General features: G+C 40.3%; 20 protein-coding genes. 4 read left to right on the top strand and 16 right to left on the bottom strand.

Annotated features, from left to right (window positions below):
* Positions 1-8: 8 nt before the first annotated feature.
* The 11 genes from phnM to phnC all read right to left on the bottom strand — a co-directional run bounded on the left by phnM (position 9) and on the right by phnC (position 9,218).
* On the bottom strand, positions 9-1,145 hold the full coding sequence (gene phnM, locus C9J42_RS16855; protein WP_107302194.1) for an alpha-D-ribose 1-methylphosphonate 5-triphosphate diphosphatase: 1,137 nt from the start codon (positions 1,143-1,145) through the stop codon (positions 9-11).
* Between the two features lie 13 nt (positions 1,146-1,158).
* Positions 1,159-1,893, bottom strand: coding sequence for a phosphonate C-P lyase system protein PhnL (phnL, locus tag C9J42_RS16860; protein WP_233220756.1), 735 nt, complete (start codon positions 1,891-1,893; stop codon positions 1,159-1,161).
* 5 nt (positions 1,894-1,898) lie between these two features.
* A complete protein-coding gene (phnK, locus tag C9J42_RS16865) occupies positions 1,899-2,723 on the bottom strand; it encodes a phosphonate C-P lyase system protein PhnK (RefSeq protein WP_107302195.1) in 825 nt (274 codons plus the stop codon).
* Positions 2,723-3,601, bottom strand: coding sequence for an alpha-D-ribose 1-methylphosphonate 5-phosphate C-P-lyase PhnJ (locus C9J42_RS16870; RefSeq protein WP_199189333.1), 879 nt, complete (start codon positions 3,599-3,601; stop codon positions 2,723-2,725). Before C9J42_RS16870 ends, phnK begins: the two co-directional genes overlap by 1 nt.
* Complete coding sequence (locus tag C9J42_RS16875) at positions 3,591-4,724, bottom strand: carbon-phosphorus lyase complex subunit PhnI (RefSeq protein WP_107302196.1); 1,134 nt, start codon at positions 4,722-4,724, stop codon at positions 3,591-3,593. Before C9J42_RS16875 ends, C9J42_RS16870 begins: the two co-directional genes overlap by 11 nt.
* Positions 4,709-5,326: a phosphonate C-P lyase system protein PhnH gene (gene phnH / locus C9J42_RS16880; protein WP_107302197.1), complete on the bottom strand. Its 618-nt coding sequence runs from the start codon at positions 5,324-5,326 to the stop codon at positions 4,709-4,711. The genes C9J42_RS16875 and phnH overlap by 16 nt, the downstream gene beginning before the upstream one ends.
* Positions 5,323-5,775 carry a phosphonate C-P lyase system protein PhnG gene (phnG, locus tag C9J42_RS16885; RefSeq protein WP_107302198.1) on the bottom strand — a complete coding sequence of 151 codons (453 nt, stop codon included), beginning with the start codon at positions 5,773-5,775 and terminating at the stop codon, positions 5,323-5,325. The genes phnH and phnG overlap by 4 nt, the downstream gene beginning before the upstream one ends.
* Complete coding sequence (phnF, locus tag C9J42_RS16890; protein WP_107287312.1) at positions 5,776-6,471, bottom strand: phosphonate metabolism transcriptional regulator PhnF; 696 nt, start codon at positions 6,469-6,471, stop codon at positions 5,776-5,778.
* Positions 6,472-6,523: 52 nt separating this feature from the next.
* Complete coding sequence (gene phnE, locus C9J42_RS16895) at positions 6,524-7,312, bottom strand: phosphonate ABC transporter, permease protein PhnE (protein WP_107302199.1); 789 nt, start codon at positions 7,310-7,312, stop codon at positions 6,524-6,526.
* A 69-nt stretch (positions 7,313-7,381) separates the two neighbouring features.
* Positions 7,382-8,377 (bottom strand): phosphonate ABC transporter substrate-binding protein, encoded by a 996-nt coding sequence (gene phnD, locus C9J42_RS16900; protein WP_107247564.1) that lies wholly within the window; start codon positions 8,375-8,377, stop codon positions 7,382-7,384.
* 19 nt (positions 8,378-8,396) lie between these two features.
* Positions 8,397-9,218, bottom strand: a complete 822-nt coding sequence (phnC, locus tag C9J42_RS16905; protein WP_107302200.1) for a phosphonate ABC transporter ATP-binding protein — start codon at positions 9,216-9,218, stop codon at positions 8,397-8,399.
* Between the two features lie 918 nt (positions 9,219-10,136).
* Between phnC and C9J42_RS16910 the strand changes: the two genes are divergently transcribed.
* Positions 10,137-10,451 (top strand): helix-turn-helix transcriptional regulator, encoded by a 315-nt coding sequence (locus tag C9J42_RS16910; RefSeq protein WP_107208628.1) that lies wholly within the window; start codon positions 10,137-10,139, stop codon positions 10,449-10,451.
* A gap of 119 nt (positions 10,452-10,570) precedes the next feature.
* Here C9J42_RS16910 and C9J42_RS16915 read toward each other — a convergent pair whose 3' ends face one another.
* A complete protein-coding gene (locus C9J42_RS16915) occupies positions 10,571-10,744 on the bottom strand; it encodes a hypothetical protein (protein ID WP_233219147.1) in 174 nt (57 codons plus the stop codon).
* A gap of 151 nt (positions 10,745-10,895) precedes the next feature.
* Here C9J42_RS16915 and C9J42_RS16920 point away from each other — a divergent pair, with 151 nt between their 5' ends.
* Both C9J42_RS16920 and C9J42_RS16925 read left to right on the top strand, forming a co-directional pair.
* Positions 10,896-11,369, top strand: a complete 474-nt coding sequence (locus C9J42_RS16920; protein WP_107261894.1) for a hypothetical protein — start codon at positions 10,896-10,898, stop codon at positions 11,367-11,369.
* A 166-nt stretch (positions 11,370-11,535) separates the two neighbouring features.
* Positions 11,536-11,943 (top strand): hypothetical protein, encoded by a 408-nt coding sequence (locus tag C9J42_RS16925; protein WP_107302201.1) that lies wholly within the window; start codon positions 11,536-11,538, stop codon positions 11,941-11,943.
* A 217-nt stretch (positions 11,944-12,160) separates the two neighbouring features.
* Here C9J42_RS16925 and C9J42_RS16930 read toward each other — a convergent pair whose 3' ends face one another.
* From C9J42_RS16930 to C9J42_RS16945, 4 genes are all read right to left on the bottom strand, one after another.
* On the bottom strand, positions 12,161-13,354 hold the full coding sequence (locus C9J42_RS16930; protein ID WP_199189334.1) for a cell wall metabolism sensor histidine kinase WalK: 1,194 nt from the start codon (positions 13,352-13,354) through the stop codon (positions 12,161-12,163).
* Positions 13,351-14,034, bottom strand: a complete 684-nt coding sequence (locus tag C9J42_RS16935) for a response regulator transcription factor (protein WP_107208631.1) — start codon at positions 14,032-14,034, stop codon at positions 13,351-13,353. The genes C9J42_RS16930 and C9J42_RS16935 overlap by 4 nt, the downstream gene beginning before the upstream one ends.
* Positions 14,035-14,170: 136 nt before the next feature.
* Complete coding sequence (locus C9J42_RS16940) at positions 14,171-14,812, bottom strand: AcfA family outer membrane beta-barrel protein (protein WP_107291183.1); 642 nt, start codon at positions 14,810-14,812, stop codon at positions 14,171-14,173.
* 74 nt (positions 14,813-14,886) lie between these two features.
* Positions 14,887-15,288, bottom strand: coding sequence for a YgiW/YdeI family stress tolerance OB fold protein (locus C9J42_RS16945; protein ID WP_369974361.1), 402 nt, complete (start codon positions 15,286-15,288; stop codon positions 14,887-14,889).
* A 543-nt stretch (positions 15,289-15,831) separates the two neighbouring features.
* On the opposite strand from C9J42_RS16945, the gene C9J42_RS16950 reads away from it, so the two are divergent.
* Entirely contained in the window at positions 15,832-17,133 is a 1,302-nt protein-coding gene (locus C9J42_RS16950; protein ID WP_107261890.1) for a GGDEF domain-containing protein, read from the top strand.
* The last annotated feature ends 305 nt before the right edge of the window (positions 17,134-17,438 follow it).

The raw sequence follows: 17,438 nt of genomic DNA on the forward strand, positions 1-17,438 counted from the left end.
TTTCTCCTTTAGAAAACGCGATTGCCTTGTCGCCATACTTGTTGAATCACGGCTTGATTGGCTTTACGACCCACAAGCATTAAGTCAGCTCTCAACCCTTCTTTTACAGCCCCTCTATCCGTCAAGTTGAGTGCCGCCGCTGGATTAGCCGTTGCTAGGCGCGTCGCTGATGCTAAATCAAGCGCGTTACGTTCATCGCTTGCTAACTCAAAAACGGCATCAAGCAAACTGCTAGGAAAGTAATCAGACGACAGCGCATCCAATACACCCAGTGTTGCTAATTCATGTGCAGCAATATTTCCTGAGTGCGAGCCACCGCGTACAACGTTTGGTGCTCCCATCATCACTTTTAATCCAAGCTCATGAGAGCGTTGAGCGGCTTCAACCGTCGTCGGAAACTCAGCTAATACCATTCCTAATGAATGTGATTCTTCGACGTGTGCAGACGTTGCATCATCATGACTCGCTAAAGGTATGTGTTTTTCACGACACAATTTGGCTATCGCTTTTCGATTAACACCTGACCACTGTAAAGACTGAGCTCGCTGGTATTGCTCAAACTCTGCCATTTGTTGATCACTTAGGTTGTATTTACCTTGGTAGTACTCATTGTATTTGTTGATATTGACAAACTGACGTTGACCGGGAGAATGATCCATTAACGACACCATGTGGATCTGCTCTAAGTCGAGATATTTTTCTGCCAATTCCACTGTCGCTGAATGCGGTAACTCACATCGTATATGCACAAAATGCTCGGCCCTATTTAACCCCAACTTGCCACTTTCGATAATGGTATCAATCATTTTGTCGAGGTTTTCCTGTCGGTGTCCTCCATCACGCACATCACCAACCGCAATTGCATCTAAAACAGTCGTGATACCAGAGCCAATTAACTGAGCGTCATGCGCTGCCATTGCAGATAATGCAGGCCAATTGACTTTCGGTCTTGGGGTAAAGTATTTTTCTAAATTATCGGTATGAAGCTCAATCAGGCCCGGCATTAAGAAACTTTGATTTGCATTAATCGCTTCTGGTCGCTGGCTACTTGAGTCCGACATTGACCGAATCAAACCCTCCTTGACTTCAATCGAACCATTAATAACTTCATTTTCCAATACCAGTTGTACGTTGGTAATAATCATCATGGCTTCCTTTCTAATGATCAATTTCACTCAATTGTGCCGTGGACATATCGTAAATTTTATCCGCTACGCGTTTACGAACTGACTCATCGTGGAAAATACCAACAATCGCGGCACCACGATGCTTAGCTTCTGAAATTAACTCGACAACAACTTGGCAGTTTTTCTCGTCCAATGACGCGGTAGGCTCATCAAGTAAGAGAATTGGCGATTCAACAATAAACCCTCGAGCGATATTAACGCGTTGCTGCTCTCCACCAGAAAACGTCGCAGGGGCAAGATGCCAAAGTGCTTCAGGTACATTTAACCGACGAAGCAGAACTTGTGCTTTTTCACGCGCCTTGTCTTTATCAACTCCTAAATCAATCAAAGGCTGGCTGACCACATCTAATGCACTGATACGAGGAATAACCCGTAAAAATTGACTCACCCAACCTACGGTATGCTTTCTTACCTCAAGAATCGATTTAGGTGTCGTATTGGCGAGATCTACCCAGTCATTATTATTTCGATTTTTGCGAACAAGAATGTGCCCATCATCGACTAAATAATTGGCGTAGAGCGCTTTAAGAAGGGTACTTTTACCCGAGCCTGAGTGCCCAAGTAACACCACGCATTCACCGCTTTCCACCTGAAAACTGCTGTTATCAAGAACAGGTATTCGCGCGCTACTTTGATTATGCAATACGAACGTTTTGCTGATATTTTCAACCCGAAGCATTACTTTGTTATTGTGAGTATTCATCATGCTTCTTATCCTTGTAATACCGATGAAACGAGTAATTGCGTGTAAGGATGCTGTGGATCATCTAATACTTGATCAGTTAACCCCGTTTCAACAATGCGGCTTTCTTTCATCACGATTAATCGATGAGCAAGCAAACGAGCAACGGCAAGATCATGCGTTACAATGACGACAGACAACCCTAAATCAACAACTAGATTTCTAATTAAATCAAGAAGTCGGGCTTGTACCGATACATCTAGTCCACCGGTTGGTTCATCCATAAATACCAACTTTGGATGCGTCACTAAATTTCGTGCGATTTGTAACCGTTGTTGCATACCGCCAGAGAACGTAATAGGCATATCATCAATGCGGTCTAAGGGGATTTCAACTTGTCCAAGCCAATCAATCGCTTGTGCTCTAATATCCCCGTAATGTCTGTTACCAACAGCCATTAAACGCTCGCCAATATTGCCACCAGCAGACACGCTAGAACGAAGACCGTCCATAGGATGCTGATGGACCACTCCCCACTCTGTGCGCAACAAACGACGACGTTCACTTTCAGACAAACCAAACAAGCTAACACTATGATTGGTGTCAATTTGATACTGAACATCGCCACTATCAGGTACTTCACGACCGGATAAAACGCGGAGTAAGGTACTTTTTCCCGAACCTGATTCCCCAACGATCCCCAGTACTTCACCTGGCCAAAGTTCAAAATCGATCTCTTGGCAGCCTTTCTCAGCTTGATACAATTTCGTCAGCTGCGTCACTTTAAGCAGAGGTTGTAATTCCTCAACGGTTTGATTAACAACCGTCTCATTCCGACTTTTTTCAACATCCATTAAAGACACAATGTCGTCTCCTTACTCTTTTGAAGCGCTTGTTGTTCACGGCAATAATCCGTATCTGAACAGACAAACATTCTCCCTCCTTGATCGTCGGTTACGACTTCGTCTAAGAAGCTATCCGTCGAGCCACAAATACTGCATGGTTCATCCCATTGCTGAATTTCAAAAGGGTAGTCATCAAAATCGAGGCTTTTCACATCGGTATAAGGTGGAATGGCATAAATACGTTTTTCTCGGCCAGCCCCAAACAGTTGTAGAGCTGGCATTTGATGCATTTTAGGATTATCGAATTTGGGGATCGGAGAAGGATCAGTAATATATCGACCATTCACTTCAACAGGGTAAGCGTAAGACGTTGAAATATGTCCATATCGTGCAATGTCTTCATACAGTTTTACATGCATCACACCATATTCTTCCAGTTCATGCATTTTCCGTGTTTCTGTTTCACGTGGCTCGATAAAACGTAATGGTTCAGGGATCGGGACTTGATATATCAAGATCTGCCCGTCATTCAACGGTTTCTCAGGAATGCGATGACGTGTTTGAATTAAGCTCGCATCACTGGTTTTTTCGGTCGTTTTAACCGCTGCCACTTTTTTAAAAAACTGGCGAATAGAAACAGCATTGGTCGTATCGTCAGCGCCCTGATCAATCACTTTAAGCACATCTTGCTGTCCGATTATCGCCGCTGTGATTTGAATACCTCCCGTACCCCAGCCATAAGGCATCGGCATTTCTCGGCCACCAAACGGAACTTGATAACCCGGTATCGCAATCGCTTTTAGCAGTGCTCGACGTATCATCCTTTTCGTCTGCTCATCTAAGTAGCCATAGTTGTAGCCACCGGTTTGGTTTGAATCAAACATCATGAAGGCCCTCTTTGATAATTTCACTCTGTTGCTCGTCATACTCTTTTTGTAGTTTTCGAATCAATTCAAGCTCAGATTGAAAATCAACATAGTGAGGAAGTTTCAAATGGCTAACAAAACCGGAGGCTTCAACATTATCGCCATGTGACAGAACAAATTCTTCGTCCTGAGCGGGGCCTTGTGGCTTTTCATCGTACTCTTTATGTTGTAGTGAACGATCAACAAGTGCCATCGACATCGCTTTGCGTTCTGAAAAGCCAAAGCTAATTCCATACCCTCGGGTAAATTTGGCTTTTTCAGTCTTACTCCCTGTAAATGCGTTTATCATTTGACACTCTGTCAATTCGATATCGCCAATTTCGACAGCAAAGCCTAATTCTTCAGGAATAATTTCTAATGTCACTTGGCCTGAACGGATCTCACCTGCGAAAGGATGATTGCGTCCATAACCGCGTTGTGTCGAATACCCCAGCGCAAGTAAAAACCCTTCATCACATCGTGATAATTGTTGTAATCTTGCGCTTCGATTAGCAGGATAAGCAGGTGGGGTTACGGTTATATCTTCCGGTAATTTCCCGTTATCTGACTCTTGTACTGCCAACTCTAATTTCTCTAAAATTTGCAGGACTTGGGGGCTTAACGCTGGTGTTTCAGTGTTATTCAGCGGCTGTTCTCTATCATCACTTTCGCTACAGATATGCGCCTGTTCACCGCCTTCTGCCAGTAGCGTGAAATCAAGTAAACGGTGGGTATAATCGTAAGTTGGCCCCAGTATCTGCCCCCCAGGGAGATCTTTATAAGCCGCTGAAATTCGACGCTCAATACGCATACTTTCGGTTTGTAACGGCTCAGTAACAGCAAATCTTGGCAGTGTTGTGCGATAAGCTCGAAGTAAAAATATCGCCTCAATTAAATCGCCTCCGGCCTGTTTAATGGCAAGGGCTGCCAACTCTTTATCGTAAACACTGCCTTCTGTCATCACTCTGTCTGTTGCGCCAGCTAACTGTTCAGCTATCTGAGCGACCTCAAGTGGTTGTTGCGAGGTTGGACCGCGACGTTTTTTCTCTTGAAGCCGATGTGCGGCGGCAATGGCTTTTTCCCCACCTTTTACAGCAACGTACATAGCGTATCCTCTTTATTATTTAATCGAATTTGCGTTGTTCTAGGTAGCGCCATAACTTGGCGACCACTTGTTAAATAAAGATCCACGCCATGCGGAAATACCCCTCGCCCATTCAATACCGCGGCAAGTAATTCGCTTGATAATCCATTGATATAGGCCGTGTTTTTTCCTTGAATACCGGGGCCTGTCAGCGACAGCTCAATACCAGATTGTAACGAGTCCACTTCTATAATGAGGGAGGCGCTTTTGTCTGGATAATTCTCTTCGCCTTTAGAAAAACCGTTTAACGTTGTTATTTCGTTACCTGCTAACAACCCGAAATCGGCGTGCTCTCTTATTTGTGTTAAAGAAGCGGCACAATGAAAACGGACATTCTCAATGAAAGACGGATCATTTAAATAGTGCGAAGACATAAATACTTGCGTCGAGTTATCCACCAGAGTAAGCATTAACTGTGTTGCGGCTTTGCTAACACCACCAAAGCGAACATCACTTGGTAATTCAACCACGAGACCAGGTTTAGCCATTGCGTCCATTAATAAACGAAAAGTCTGCTGAGCGTCATGAACTGGACAATCAAATCCTTTTACTAGCTGGCTCATTCATCTTCTCCTCTCACCATGGTGAAAAAGTCCACCTTGCTGGCGGAAACCTGTTTAGCCCGAGACTGTTCTTGCTTCACAATGTCGGCATTTAACGGGTTAATGAGACGATGATGCAGATCGCTTTGCATCGATGTTTGCATTAGGGCATCAATCACAGCCGCTATCTCAGAGTGAGATTTATCACGACCTGTGATGTAGCTATACCCTAGCTCTCCACTATCAAGTTGGATCACTGTTCGCGTCATCGTAACGTCACCGATATTAAACTGGCTCCCTGTTGAACCCATTCTTGCGCGAACTTGGGCTAGACCAATCTCAGGTTCTCGAACAAAGTGATAACTCGGATCTAAACCAAGTTGCTGCCAACCGTTAGCTAAGGCACGATGATCGCATCGAGCTAACACAGCCATCCACTTTTGTCGTTGCGTTCTTTGTTCCGTTTCCATTTAGTGCTCCAAAACAATTTCAACCAAATCCGATCGCGTATGTGAAGATGAAAACTCCACGATCCGATCAGTGCCCTTTAAGGCATTGGTGGTTTTAAATGCCATAACTGGCGTTTTGCTAGGAAGTTGTAGTAGACGACAATCCGTTTTGGTGGGCATAACGGCCCTCAACCGCGTCGAACGTCTCGTCAGTTGAACGTCTAGTTTGTCTCTCAAATAGTGATGAAGCGATCCCACTTCAAAATGTTTTACAGCAGGCCACCAGTTCACATCAGAGAGGTAATGGTCAATCACACTGGCTGGTACACCATCAATTTTTCTTAATGTGGTGAGTTTAATAATCGATGACTCAGGTAAGACACCAAAGAGAGCTGCCACCTTGTCGTTTGCACGAGTTAAACCTCGTTCGATCACTCGACTCGTTGGTAAACTGCCCTGCTCCAACAAATTATCAGTAAAATGCGCCCCGGCATGTAATGGGTACTCGAATGGTTGGCTAACCACCATATTGCCTCGTCCTTGTTGGCGTTCGATCATCCCATTAAACACCAGCTCATCTATCGCACGACGCACGGTATGACGATTTACATTAAACCGTTTAGCAAGTACTGATTCTGATGGTAAATAGTCACCGGCTTGAAAATAGCGGCGAACATCCTCTTCTAAGTGTTTCGCAATATTCAAATACACTCTCATCATCAATCTCTCAGCATCACGGGTGACTTATCTAGACAAGTTATGAAAAATATTAAATAAACATTTTTCGGATATGTTGTGAGGCAAAATCAATCAAACTCACAGTGACAATGACGATCAACATAATGCAAGCGGTCTGTTGGAACTGAAAACCTCTTATCGCTTCCCATAACAGAACCCCTATACCACCAGCACCCACCATGCCTACCACAGTGGCCGAACGAACGTTCGACTCAAGCCGATATAACGTAAAAGAAATCCAAAGCGGTAATACTTGAGGAAGAACACCATATAAAATCTCTTCAATTTTATTGGCACCTGTCGCACGAACGCCTTCTACTGGGCCAATATCAATCGCTTCGACCGCTTCAGAAAACAGTTTTGCAAGTACCCCTGTGGTATGTACAAATAACGCAAGTACGCCGGCAAAAGGTCCTAACCCAACAGCAACAACAAATAGCATTGCAAATACCATTTCATTAATGGCTCGAGCAGAATCCATCAAGCGGCGCATTGGCTGATATATCCACCAAGGGGCTATATTTTCTGAGCACATCAATCCAAATGGGATGGAAATAACGACGGCTAATATCGTCCCCCACAATGCAATTTGTATCGTTATCAAGGTCTCTTCGAGGTAAAGTTTCCAGTAAGTAAAATCTGGCGGGAAAAAATCCGCCCCTAGCTCAATCATGTTTCCAGAATCTTTTATTAATTGAACTGGATTTATTTCTGCACCTTGCCAAGACCAAGCAAGAACAAACGCAACCAATAACATGATTGCAAAGCGCTTCCATTGAGAAGTGGGACCCATTGGGATATTTTGAGTTGAACTGCTCATTGCATCTATCCATTAAAAACTGTGTGGCAGCAAAGGGCTGGAAAACTCGCGCCTCCAGCCCATGCGACGCTATTCCATTGCTTCAAGAGCACTCATTTGGCGGTTTAGAACAGCAAGCTTACTCTTCGCTGATTCTAATTTTGACGCTTGCTCTTTGGTTAAACTTGTTTGTTTATTCAAGCTATTTAACTGTTTAAAGAGCGCTAGCTGGCGAATGGGTAGCAGCTGTAAGTCACTCGATGGTTTAAAAGGAGCCCAACCGAGTTCTTTTAGAACGGCTAGCTCTTTCTCATCACCAGAAGTACCGTAATCCATGAAAAAACTGTAAATTTCATTTTTTGCTGAATCAGGGAGATTTTTACGCCACACAATAGGATCGGATGGAATCAGTGGTGACTGCCAAATCACTTTGATATTGGCAAACTTTTCTGGATTGGTAAGCTCGAAACGGCGCATGCTTTCGGTATTATTCGTCGCTACATCCACTTGCTGATTTGCAACAGCAAAGAGATTCACTTCATGACTAGAATTCAACGTGCGCTTAAACTCTGACGGTTGAATGTTATTTTTTGCAAAAACATAGTATGACGGTACAAGAAAACCTGATGTTGAATTGGGATCGCCATTACCAAACGCGAGCTCCGAACGCTGAGAAATCATGTCTTCAACACTGTTAATTGGGCTGTCTTTATGGGTGATCAATAAACTCCAGTAACCAGGATTACCTTCGGAGTCTACCGTTTGCGCGAAAACCTCGCCCCCAGCTCGGTCAACCGCTTCCATCGCTGATTTGTTACCAAACCAAGCGACATCAACTTTATCGAAACGCATACCTTGAATAATGCCTGCATAATCTGGCGCAAAATACGCTTTCACTTCCATGCCCAGCTTATCACTCATATCTTTTAGGAACGGGTCCCACACTGTTTTGAGATTTTGCTGTGATTCAGTCGAAATAATACCGAAATTAAGCGATTCCAATTGCTCTTCAGCAGAAACGGGGATCGCTGTTGCAGCTGTAAGTAGTCCAAGACTACAAACCATCGTCTTTAGTGCTCGTAACATCTTCAATATCCTTTGTGTGTTAACGTAGTAAAGGGGTGGAATGGGTTTGTGGTAGAGGTTCACTCTCATCAATATTGACTTTGGGTTGATAGCTATAGAGCTGTTCAAGCTCTTGTTGGCTGATGCTTGCGCTTTCACCTTGATAAAAGACTTTGCCTTCTTTTAACGCGATGACATGTTTACAATATTTAAGGGCATGCTCGACTTGGTGCAAAGTAACAACCACAGGAATCCCTTCCCGCTGGTTAATGTCTGTCAGTAATTCCATCACAATACGAGAAGACTCTGGATCTAATGAAGCAATGGGTTCATCAGCGAAAATGATCTTCGCTTTTTGCATCAAGGCACGAGCGATGGCTACACGTTGTTGCTGCCCACCAGAAAGAGTCGAAACACGTTGATAGGCAAAATCACTCATCCCAACTCGCTCTAAAGCAGCTAACGCTTGCTGTTTTTGCTCTACACTGAATCGACCACTTAAAGTACGCCACAACGGTGTATGGCTCATGGCACCAATTAATACGTTAGTTAGGACAGTGAGGCGATTAACAAGGTTGAATTGTTGAAAAATGTACCCCGCTTGGGCGCGTCTTTGTCGAATATCAACCGTTGCACGACCATGCGCTTGGACCACTTCACCTAAAACACGGATCTCACTGTTTTGATCTTTATCGCCATAGACTAAGCCACTTAAATGGCGCATTAATGTTGATTTACCCGATCCCGAAGGGCCTAAGAGCGCCGTCATTTCTTTATGATGAATACTGAAATCGATCCCATCTAAAGCTTTTTTATTTCCAAACGTTTTTGTCAACGCTTTGACTTCAATAATGTTATCCATGCTATTGAGTCCTAGTTAAATAATGCTCATAGCGTGGCAATTTTTTGTGTCGCTTTTATAAAAAAAACATTTCAGGAATGTGGCAGAAAAGCGCATTCAAAAAAGGTATAGCAGGTAAGATTCAAGCAGAATAAAGGAGCAGAGAGATTATCTAGACGAGAGCACTAACTTGTCTAGATAACGCCTTAATGAAAAGTTAATAAATGAATCAATAGCGCGGCTATATATAATAGAAAATAAAATAGCCTTTAGATTTCATTGTATTTAACCCATAAACAAAATATACTTTTTAGGTATTATCTTGAATTTAAGTTCTATATAATCATAAGGTTGATCATATTTCTATTATAATAAGCAATATCTAAAGTAAGGCGTCTGAATTGAAAAAAGTAATAACGCTAACCACATTAATATTGGTGTTAATGGGTTGCAGTAGCCATAGTGAAAAAGACTCAGTAAGCGATAATGAGCATTGTGTTCTCGTGAGTAACCCTGCACTAATGAGCAATGATAATGGAAATTGTACTAAATTCGACTTTAGAGCATTTTTTGAAGAAAGAAATAAAGATAAAGGATAAAAGATAAAAGATAAAAGCGTTAAATTGCAGAAAATCAGAAACGTTAATCCAATACCACTGCGTTTTTCTTAAATCATTTTCCGAAAGCCTTGAGTAAGCAACAACCTACTCAAGGTATGAACAGGCTACTCTCTACCTCAAAAACGAGTCAAAATCAAATCGCGATAGATGATTACAAAGAAAAATCATAATCAGTCGATTAAACATGAAACTTTTACATTCTGATTAGTGCCCCCCCTTCCAAACTCACTTTGAATGACACAAAAATCACTTTCACCTATTTTTCAACTTATCGTTTATCTATACAATCTTGGCGTTTTAAATTTAGAAGAATAAAAGAATGAATGAGCTCCTAATCTTTCACCACCGGCTAAAACAAGCCCGTGAAGAGCATGGCATGACCCAAGTCGATGCTGCCAAACACCTTAAGATAGCAAGACAAACCTACTTAGACTTAGAGAATGGTCGAACACAACCACGCTTAGATACACTTTTAGAATTATCAAAGATGTTTAATAAAAGCATTATGTTCTTTGCTGGTGATCGTCCTTCTTTAGATGAATTTGACACCTTGGAGTTACTGGCGGAGCTGCAACAACGCTATGTGACGCTTTCCACTGACAGGACTGAAGAGGCGACGGCTCAACCGGAATAAAAAAGTCTGGGAGATAGCAACCTTTTGGGAGGGTATTGCTAATGACATCCATGCTTTAAAGATTTCTACGATTTCCTCGAAGCTCACTTTGTATGGGGTGGCCAAACAACACGCATCGTTTACGCCATGAACGCTAGCTTGTCTTCAGTTACACCCAAATCTGCTAGGCGTTGTTTCCTCCCTACCTTTTCATATAGCACATCAATGACTTCAAGGGCTACATTCATTGCTTGCTCTTGTGTCATTGCTGCCGTGTCGATACCCATCGCTTTGGCTATATCAACAAAAAACATAGATTGGTTCAAAAACCTAATATTGGCTGTCTCACATTCGCAACAATGAGTCATTTTGATCGGTCACTTATTTACCGAACACATAGTATGTCTCTTGCGCATATATAGCGCGTGTCACTTATTCTAGAATTGATGCTAAGGATACTACGTGATGAAAAAACTCCTTTTAGCTCTATTTCCTTTTTTACTATTTTCAGCTCCATCTTTCGCCTATACAAAATATACGGTTTTAAACAGTACTTCAGGTACTGTTGACTACCTTATCTTTAAACAAATGAGCGGACTTTTTTGTGGTGAGCACTATATTGATAATCTAACACCCTGGTCATTAACGCCTGATTCTGATGGCAGGGGAGCTTGCCTGCTTAAGAGTATCCAAGGAATACTTCACATTGATGGCGAAGATATACCATTGGAATATCATTCATCAGGTACGTCATATGGCCAATTCGTTATTGTATCGAAGCGTGTTGATAATAAGGTAACAGCAAAAATAGTATCCGCCGATATTTTGGGTAACTATAACAATAGTGATGATACCCCTCAATATGATGATACCCCTCAATATGATGATACCCCGAAATATGATGATACCCCGAAATATGATGATACTCCCTCGGTGTAAAGGTAATCCTCAATAACTAAATAACGACAAATGGAAAATAAAAAGCCGCTCTTTGGCGGCTTTATATATGTACTTATAAGCGACCAGATCACTTGAGAGATATACTTTTTTACAAATACATAGCGCGTGTCACTTATTCTATAATCGATGTTAAGGATACTACGTGATGAAAAAACTTCTTTTAGCAATACTCCCTTTTTTACTATTTTCAGCTCCATCCTTCGCCTATCCAAAATATATAGTTTTAAACAGTACACGAGGTACTATTGATGAACTTACTTTTTATCAAGTTGTATGTAGGCCTAATTATATTGATAAGTTAGGTCCTCAGTCGTTAAAGCAGGAGGACTACCCTTATGACAGAGGAGATTGCCTGCTGAGGTATATCAGAGGAACACTTCATATCGACGGTATGGACATCCCTCTAGAGTACCATTCATTCGGTACCACATATGGTCAATTCGCTATTGTAGCAAAGCAGATTAATAATAAGTGGAACGCTAAAATAGTGTCTGCTGATATTAGGGGAGACTATCAAGAGCCTAACATACCTAAAGATGCAGAGCATCAATAACTGAATAATGGCAAATACAAATTTAATCAGGTTTAAAATTATTTATATGATACATAAAATACGGCTATTTATACTTAGTGATAAAATAATTAAAAAGAATGTGAAAAATTACATCTTTATTTCTGATTTTTAATCATCTTTATACCTAGCCTAAATGTTTGATACAAAAAAGACCGATATTTATCGGCCTTTTTGAATATCATACAGTGAATGGAAATTACTCTTCTTTAGGGTAATGAATATCAACACCGAGCCCAGGATGACAGTCATAAAGTTTTACGTCACCTTTATGTAATTCAGCTACCGCTTTAACTAAAGATAACCCTATGCCTAAACCACCATCATTTCGTGCTTTATTGATCCGGTATAATCGTTCAAACACTCGCTCTTTTTCGCATTCAGGAATACCAGGGCCATTATCTTTCATCGCGATCATCACGGATTCATTTTCTTGTCGGCAAATCAGAGAAAGCTCACTTCCTTTAGGGCAATAACGCAATGCGTTTTCCACCAAATTAGCCAGTTGCTGGATCAACAATTCACGATCACCCTGAATAACAAGCGGAGACTTTGGCGTATGAACGTTTAAGACCATCCCTGCATCATCTGCTACATCGACATAGATATCCGCAATAATATTGACTACATCAACAATATCAACAGTTTCAAATCGTTGACGACGTTGACCTGACTCAATTTGTGAAATCCGCAATAGCGCATCAAAAATATCAGCCAAACGAGTAGATTCTTTGACAGCTAATGCTAACTGCTCAGATAAATGATGGCTATCAACTGTATTTTGTTGAACCAGCATTTCATCGAGAGTCAGTAAATGATACTGCAAACGTGTGATAGGTGTTTTCAATTCATGAGCAATATTGGCAGAAATATCGCTCATTGCCGCCACAACACTTTGTAAGTGAGAGAGCATTTCATCCACCGAATAACTGATACGATCCAGATCATTATCTTGCCGAGAAACGGTGGTTCTTGCCGATAAATTGCCTTCTGATGCCATTTTTAGCACATGTTCAATACGATCAATTTTTTCTTGGTTACGTTTACTCATGTAAGTGACGATTACGCCACTCAGTAGCACAACGAGTATCCCAGATAAGGTAAAGCCTGTGACTAAAACATCGATAACATCATCTTCATCAATAGGTTCTTTGTCTATTTCAGTTGTCATTCCATACATAAAGGCTTCAATGTTTTGCTCAATCTCGTCATTTAATTCATCTAAATGATAATCAACATACGAAATCGTGATACTTGATATCAGTAGCAAGCTCACTATAGAGACGGTAACAAACATTACTCCTTGTTGAATCGCAGAATGACGTAACCAAGGATGCGAAGCGCAAAATGTCTTTATGCGTTCGACCATTAACGGCAGTATTGAGCTTCTCATTTTTTGCACTCTAATTTGTAACCCGCCCCACGTACGGTATGGATCAACTGATCGCCAAACGGTTTTTCTAATTTATTACGCAAGCGACTGATATGTGTTTCTACTACACTGGTCTGAGGCTCAAAATACAATCCCCATACATGCTCAAGTAACATAGTTCGTGTGATCACACGGCCTGGATGACGAAGAAAAAGCTCCAAAATACGAAACTCTTTCTGCTGTAACTGTAAGTTTTGCCCTTGGCGACATGCGGTATGATCAAATAAATTCAGTGAAACATCAGCATAGTGCAATTCGTTAGTGGCTTTTTCTAGCAACTGATGTGAACGACGAGATAACGCAGACAAGCGTGCCAATAACTCTGAAAAAGCAAATGGCTTAGTTAAATAATCATCGCCTCCTGCCTCTAATCCATCAACGCGATCATCTATCCCCCCCAGCGAGGTTAAAAATAATACGGGCATGGTTATTTTTGATGCTCGTAATGCCTTAACAAGCGCGAGTCCATCTAAGCCTGGCAACATTCGATCTACAATCGCAATATCAAATTGTTCCGTGAGACATATCGATAATGCATGTCTCCCATCATCAACACATAAAATATTATGTCCGGCTTCTTGGAGGCCTTTCTCAACATAACGGCTTAAACTGATATCGTCTTCAACAAGCAAGATACGCATAATAATCGCTCGGTAATATAATCAGACTCACTAAACGTGCTGTCCAATAAAAATAAATGAACTAGATCAATACAGAAAAGCAGTGAGCGCTTTAACAACATCGCTCACTGCAATCATTTTAGAGGTAGGCTTATACTCAGAAAAAGTACGACGTATTTACCGTAATATTGCCACCATTCGCGATGCTATCTACATAGTATTCCATTGCCGCACCAATATGAATATTTCGGTAAAGGTTATAATCAACGCCAACACTTGCAACAATACCTAACGCACTGTCTTTTTTATTCTCACCACCAGAGCGAGGTAGATTTATCTCAATGTCATCATTTAATACGTGCTCATATTCATCATGAGATGATGAGGTGTATTTATAATGGCTATACGTTAAACCAAGACCGCCTTTAAGCTGTATGTTTTCAGATAATGAGTAAAACATCACAGGCTTTAGGCTAATTTGTTTAACCGATAAATCCGACTCCCACTCGCGCTCTAAAATAAATCCAGGTTTATCAGACAGAAGTAACTGACTGCTATCCCCGTCTAAATCAAACTGTTTATAGCTAAGTTCAAGACCATAATTGTTTTCTGTTTTATAGCCAATAAAACCACCGAACACAGAGCTAGAATCACTAGCTACAACCGTTTTATTATCAGCGAGAAAGTGTGTTTGGTAATCGTGTTTTACTGATGCTGCACCATATTCCAAACCCATATAAGGCGTAGCCACTGCACTACCACTTAGGAAGGCTAACGAAAGCAATACTGACTTTTTCATTTTATCTATCTGTAACTAATGAGGAGATTATACTATTTCAACAATTGTGAAATTATCGTGATATCTAGAAAGTATTAACTCGCAATTCGAATATAATCTACATCAATAGCAGTATGATTAAATTCTTTATCAATTTCGCCAGAGATCGTTATTTTCGTTTCCGGTGTAACTTGGATGCCGAACCACTTGTCATGATCAATCTCAATCGTGACAGAGCCAGTACCATCAGTAAATGTGTAATGCTCACCACCTAAAGAGCGGGTAATATTTCCTGTCAGTGCCACCGGTGTATCATCACTGAACATGCCAGCATCAAGCACAGCCTTCACTGTGTCTAAGCCGTAACTTGGTCCAGTAAATCCTTGTTGTTGAGTTTGTACTGCCACTGACGGTATAAAACCTTGAGTTGGCATTTCAGCTAAAACTGATGTTGATAACAATGCTGCTGGTAAAAGGAATAAAGAAATACGTTTAATAGACATGTTGAAAACCTTATGTTTGTTTTGATGCTGAAAGAATACATAAGGTTCTATACACCAACCTGTCATGAACTTTACATTTTTGTAAGGTTCGCAATAGCACCGTACACAAGGTAAAGAATGTTTTGAGTCACCAGAGGTTGTTGCAAATAATCTTAATAGGTAAATGATCGGACTCTATCCTATTGTTGAGATACTTCACTAGTCGCTGTTGCTGTTGCTGTTGCTGTTACTGCTTATTCAGGAATAAAGTGTTTCTATTTGAATTTAAAATAGGCCATTGAATAGCTTAATTAAATATAGAAAACTATAATTCTAATTTCATATTGATTTTTTTCACCAAGTCCTTTTATATTTATCCTCTTTCAGACAACAAACATTAATCTCATTTAATTACTCTTGTTAATATTTACCAACAACGACGAAAAATTAATTTGTCATTCTCATGAAATATATTCATTAAAGATATGAGAAATAAAATTTACTTTATATATTTAGAATGTGAAAATATAACCCTTACATACTAGTGTTCACATTGCAATGATCGATAAAATAACACATAAAAACAAAACGTTAATTACTTTTATTAAGCCATTCGTGCTATTTTTTACGATAATATCATGTGGATATTTTGCTTATAATGCCTATCATTTAGAGAAATTTTATAAGCAATACTTCAAGACAATAAATTCAGTATATTCTGTAAGCCGTCGTTTTAGTTCATTTTACAACAATACAGATACTAGACTTATCCCAAAAGGCCAACAGTATTTCAATGGTGTTTCCGTGGTTATAAACCATACATCTGAAGTGAAAAACTTATCTAAAGGGATAAACCTTCTTCGTGATCAACTGGATCAACTAACAGATAACAATATTTGGACAATCGCTGTTTTTGATAATCCAGCAACTCATGCGCATTTTGATCCCGCACGTAGACAATATTTAGAATCTTATAAAAACTATGAGAAAAATTCTGTCATCAAAAGGATTATAGATAAAGAAGGCCTAGGTGAAACCTATAGTTATTTTTATGGCTGTAATATAAAAATGACAGAGAAATATATAGAAGATGGATCAAACCAAGCAATCAGAACATTATACTATCCAATTTATAACAACCGTAAATTAGATGCGTTACTAGCTATTGATATTAAAAACAATATACTCAATGATGCACTTAAGATTTATAATAATAAGTATAAAACTGTACTTTATTCGAATCCATCAAAGTATGACTTTTCCATTAAAAAACTCTTACCTTGCTCAAGCCAAGACCCTTTTTATGTCGGAGTTAACTTATTTAATATTTTAAAGTACTCACTAATACCTGCATTATCATTAACTTTTTTTATTTACTGGTTAACCGCAAAAATAAAAATGAGAAAGTTCTCATTACAACGAGATCTCATGACCCACTTCTATCGACGTGATTACTATGAGAAAAAACTACATGCTCAAAAAGGTTTCTGCTTACTGATTATTGATATTGATCACTTTAAGTCAATTAATGATACCTATGGTCATGAAGTAGGCGATGAAGTGATACGTAAGTTAGCAGAAAGGTTGGGGCGATGCATACGTCAAAGTGATATTGCTATCCGTTGGGGTGGAGAAGAATTTATCCTAAGCTTTACGTCAATGACGAAAGAACAATTGAAGTTAAAAGCTGAAAAAATTCGACATGTTGTGCAGGTATCCCCTATCCATAACATTGCTGTCACTATTTCAATTGGTGGTACTGTGTCAGACACATTATCATTTAGTGAAGCATATAAAGTTAGTGATGATGCGTTATATCAATCAAAACATAATGGTCGTAATCAATCGACGATTGTTTAATTCGCTAATACTTAGTTTTAATAAAGTTTAAATCAGCGACTATTATATGCCATCCTTGATAGCTTATTCAGTGTTCGAGGATGGCAATATGATTACAGGTTATTGCCCTTCTATCACCGTGGCGAACTAACACTCGAAAACGGCCTAACCGATATACAAAGTGGGCGTAGGTGCCCCATGTAGTGGTACATTAAATTTGGCCACCTACTCAGAGGTGATATCATCACCTCTTAACATGGATAGGTGACATCATGACAAAACGAACAAGACGATTATTTAGTGCTGAATTTAAATTAGAGGCAGCA

The sequence above is a fragment of the Photobacterium sp. GB-56 genome (genome assembly GCF_003026105.1).
GTDB lineage: Bacteria > Pseudomonadota > Gammaproteobacteria > Enterobacterales > Vibrionaceae > Photobacterium.

What these genes read in the sequence shown, in the direction of transcription:
- phnL (WP_233220756.1), bottom strand. Translation starts at nt 1,893, where the DNA reads ATGATGAATACTCACAATAACAAAGTAATGCTTCGGGTTGAAAATATC.
- C9J42_RS16910 (WP_107208628.1), top strand. Translation starts at nt 10,137, where the DNA reads ATGAATGAGCTCCTAATCTTTCACCACCGGCTAAAACAAGCCCGTGAA.
- phnF (WP_107287312.1), bottom strand. Translation starts at nt 6,471, where the DNA reads ATGAGAGTGTATTTGAATATTGCGAAACACTTAGAAGAGGATGTTCGC.
- phnM (WP_107302194.1), bottom strand. Translation starts at nt 1,145, where the DNA reads ATGATTATTACCAACGTACAACTGGTATTGGAAAATGAAGTTATTAAT.
- C9J42_RS16875 (WP_107302196.1), bottom strand. Translation starts at nt 4,724, where the DNA reads ATGTACGTTGCTGTAAAAGGTGGGGAAAAAGCCATTGCCGCCGCACAT.
- phnE (WP_107302199.1), bottom strand. Translation starts at nt 7,312, where the DNA reads ATGAGCAGTTCAACTCAAAATATCCCAATGGGTCCCACTTCTCAATGG.
- phnH (WP_107302197.1), bottom strand. Translation starts at nt 5,326, where the DNA reads ATGAGCCAGCTAGTAAAAGGATTTGATTGTCCAGTTCATGACGCTCAG.
- C9J42_RS16925 (WP_107302201.1), top strand. Translation starts at nt 11,536, where the DNA reads ATGAAAAAACTTCTTTTAGCAATACTCCCTTTTTTACTATTTTCAGCT.
- C9J42_RS16950 (WP_107261890.1), top strand. Translation starts at nt 15,832, where the DNA reads ATGATCGATAAAATAACACATAAAAACAAAACGTTAATTACTTTTATT.
- C9J42_RS16935 (WP_107208631.1), bottom strand. Translation starts at nt 14,034, where the DNA reads ATGCGTATCTTGCTTGTTGAAGACGATATCAGTTTAAGCCGTTATGTT.
- C9J42_RS16930 (WP_199189334.1), bottom strand. Translation starts at nt 13,354, where the DNA reads ATGAGAAGCTCAATACTGCCGTTAATGGTCGAACGCATAAAGACATTT.
- phnC (WP_107302200.1), bottom strand. Translation starts at nt 9,218, where the DNA reads ATGGATAACATTATTGAAGTCAAAGCGTTGACAAAAACGTTTGGAAAT.
- phnD (WP_107247564.1), bottom strand. Translation starts at nt 8,377, where the DNA reads ATGTTACGAGCACTAAAGACGATGGTTTGTAGTCTTGGACTACTTACA.
- C9J42_RS16940 (WP_107291183.1), bottom strand. Translation starts at nt 14,812, where the DNA reads ATGAAAAAGTCAGTATTGCTTTCGTTAGCCTTCCTAAGTGGTAGTGCA.
- C9J42_RS16915 (WP_233219147.1), bottom strand. Translation starts at nt 10,744, where the DNA reads ATGTTTTTTGTTGATATAGCCAAAGCGATGGGTATCGACACGGCAGCA.
- C9J42_RS16920 (WP_107261894.1), top strand. Translation starts at nt 10,896, where the DNA reads ATGAAAAAACTCCTTTTAGCTCTATTTCCTTTTTTACTATTTTCAGCT.
- phnK (WP_107302195.1), bottom strand. Translation starts at nt 2,723, where the DNA reads ATGGATGTTGAAAAAAGTCGGAATGAGACGGTTGTTAATCAAACCGTT.
- C9J42_RS16870 (WP_199189333.1), bottom strand. Translation starts at nt 3,601, where the DNA reads ATGATGTTTGATTCAAACCAAACCGGTGGCTACAACTATGGCTACTTA.
- phnG (WP_107302198.1), bottom strand. Translation starts at nt 5,775, where the DNA reads ATGGAAACGGAACAAAGAACGCAACGACAAAAGTGGATGGCTGTGTTA.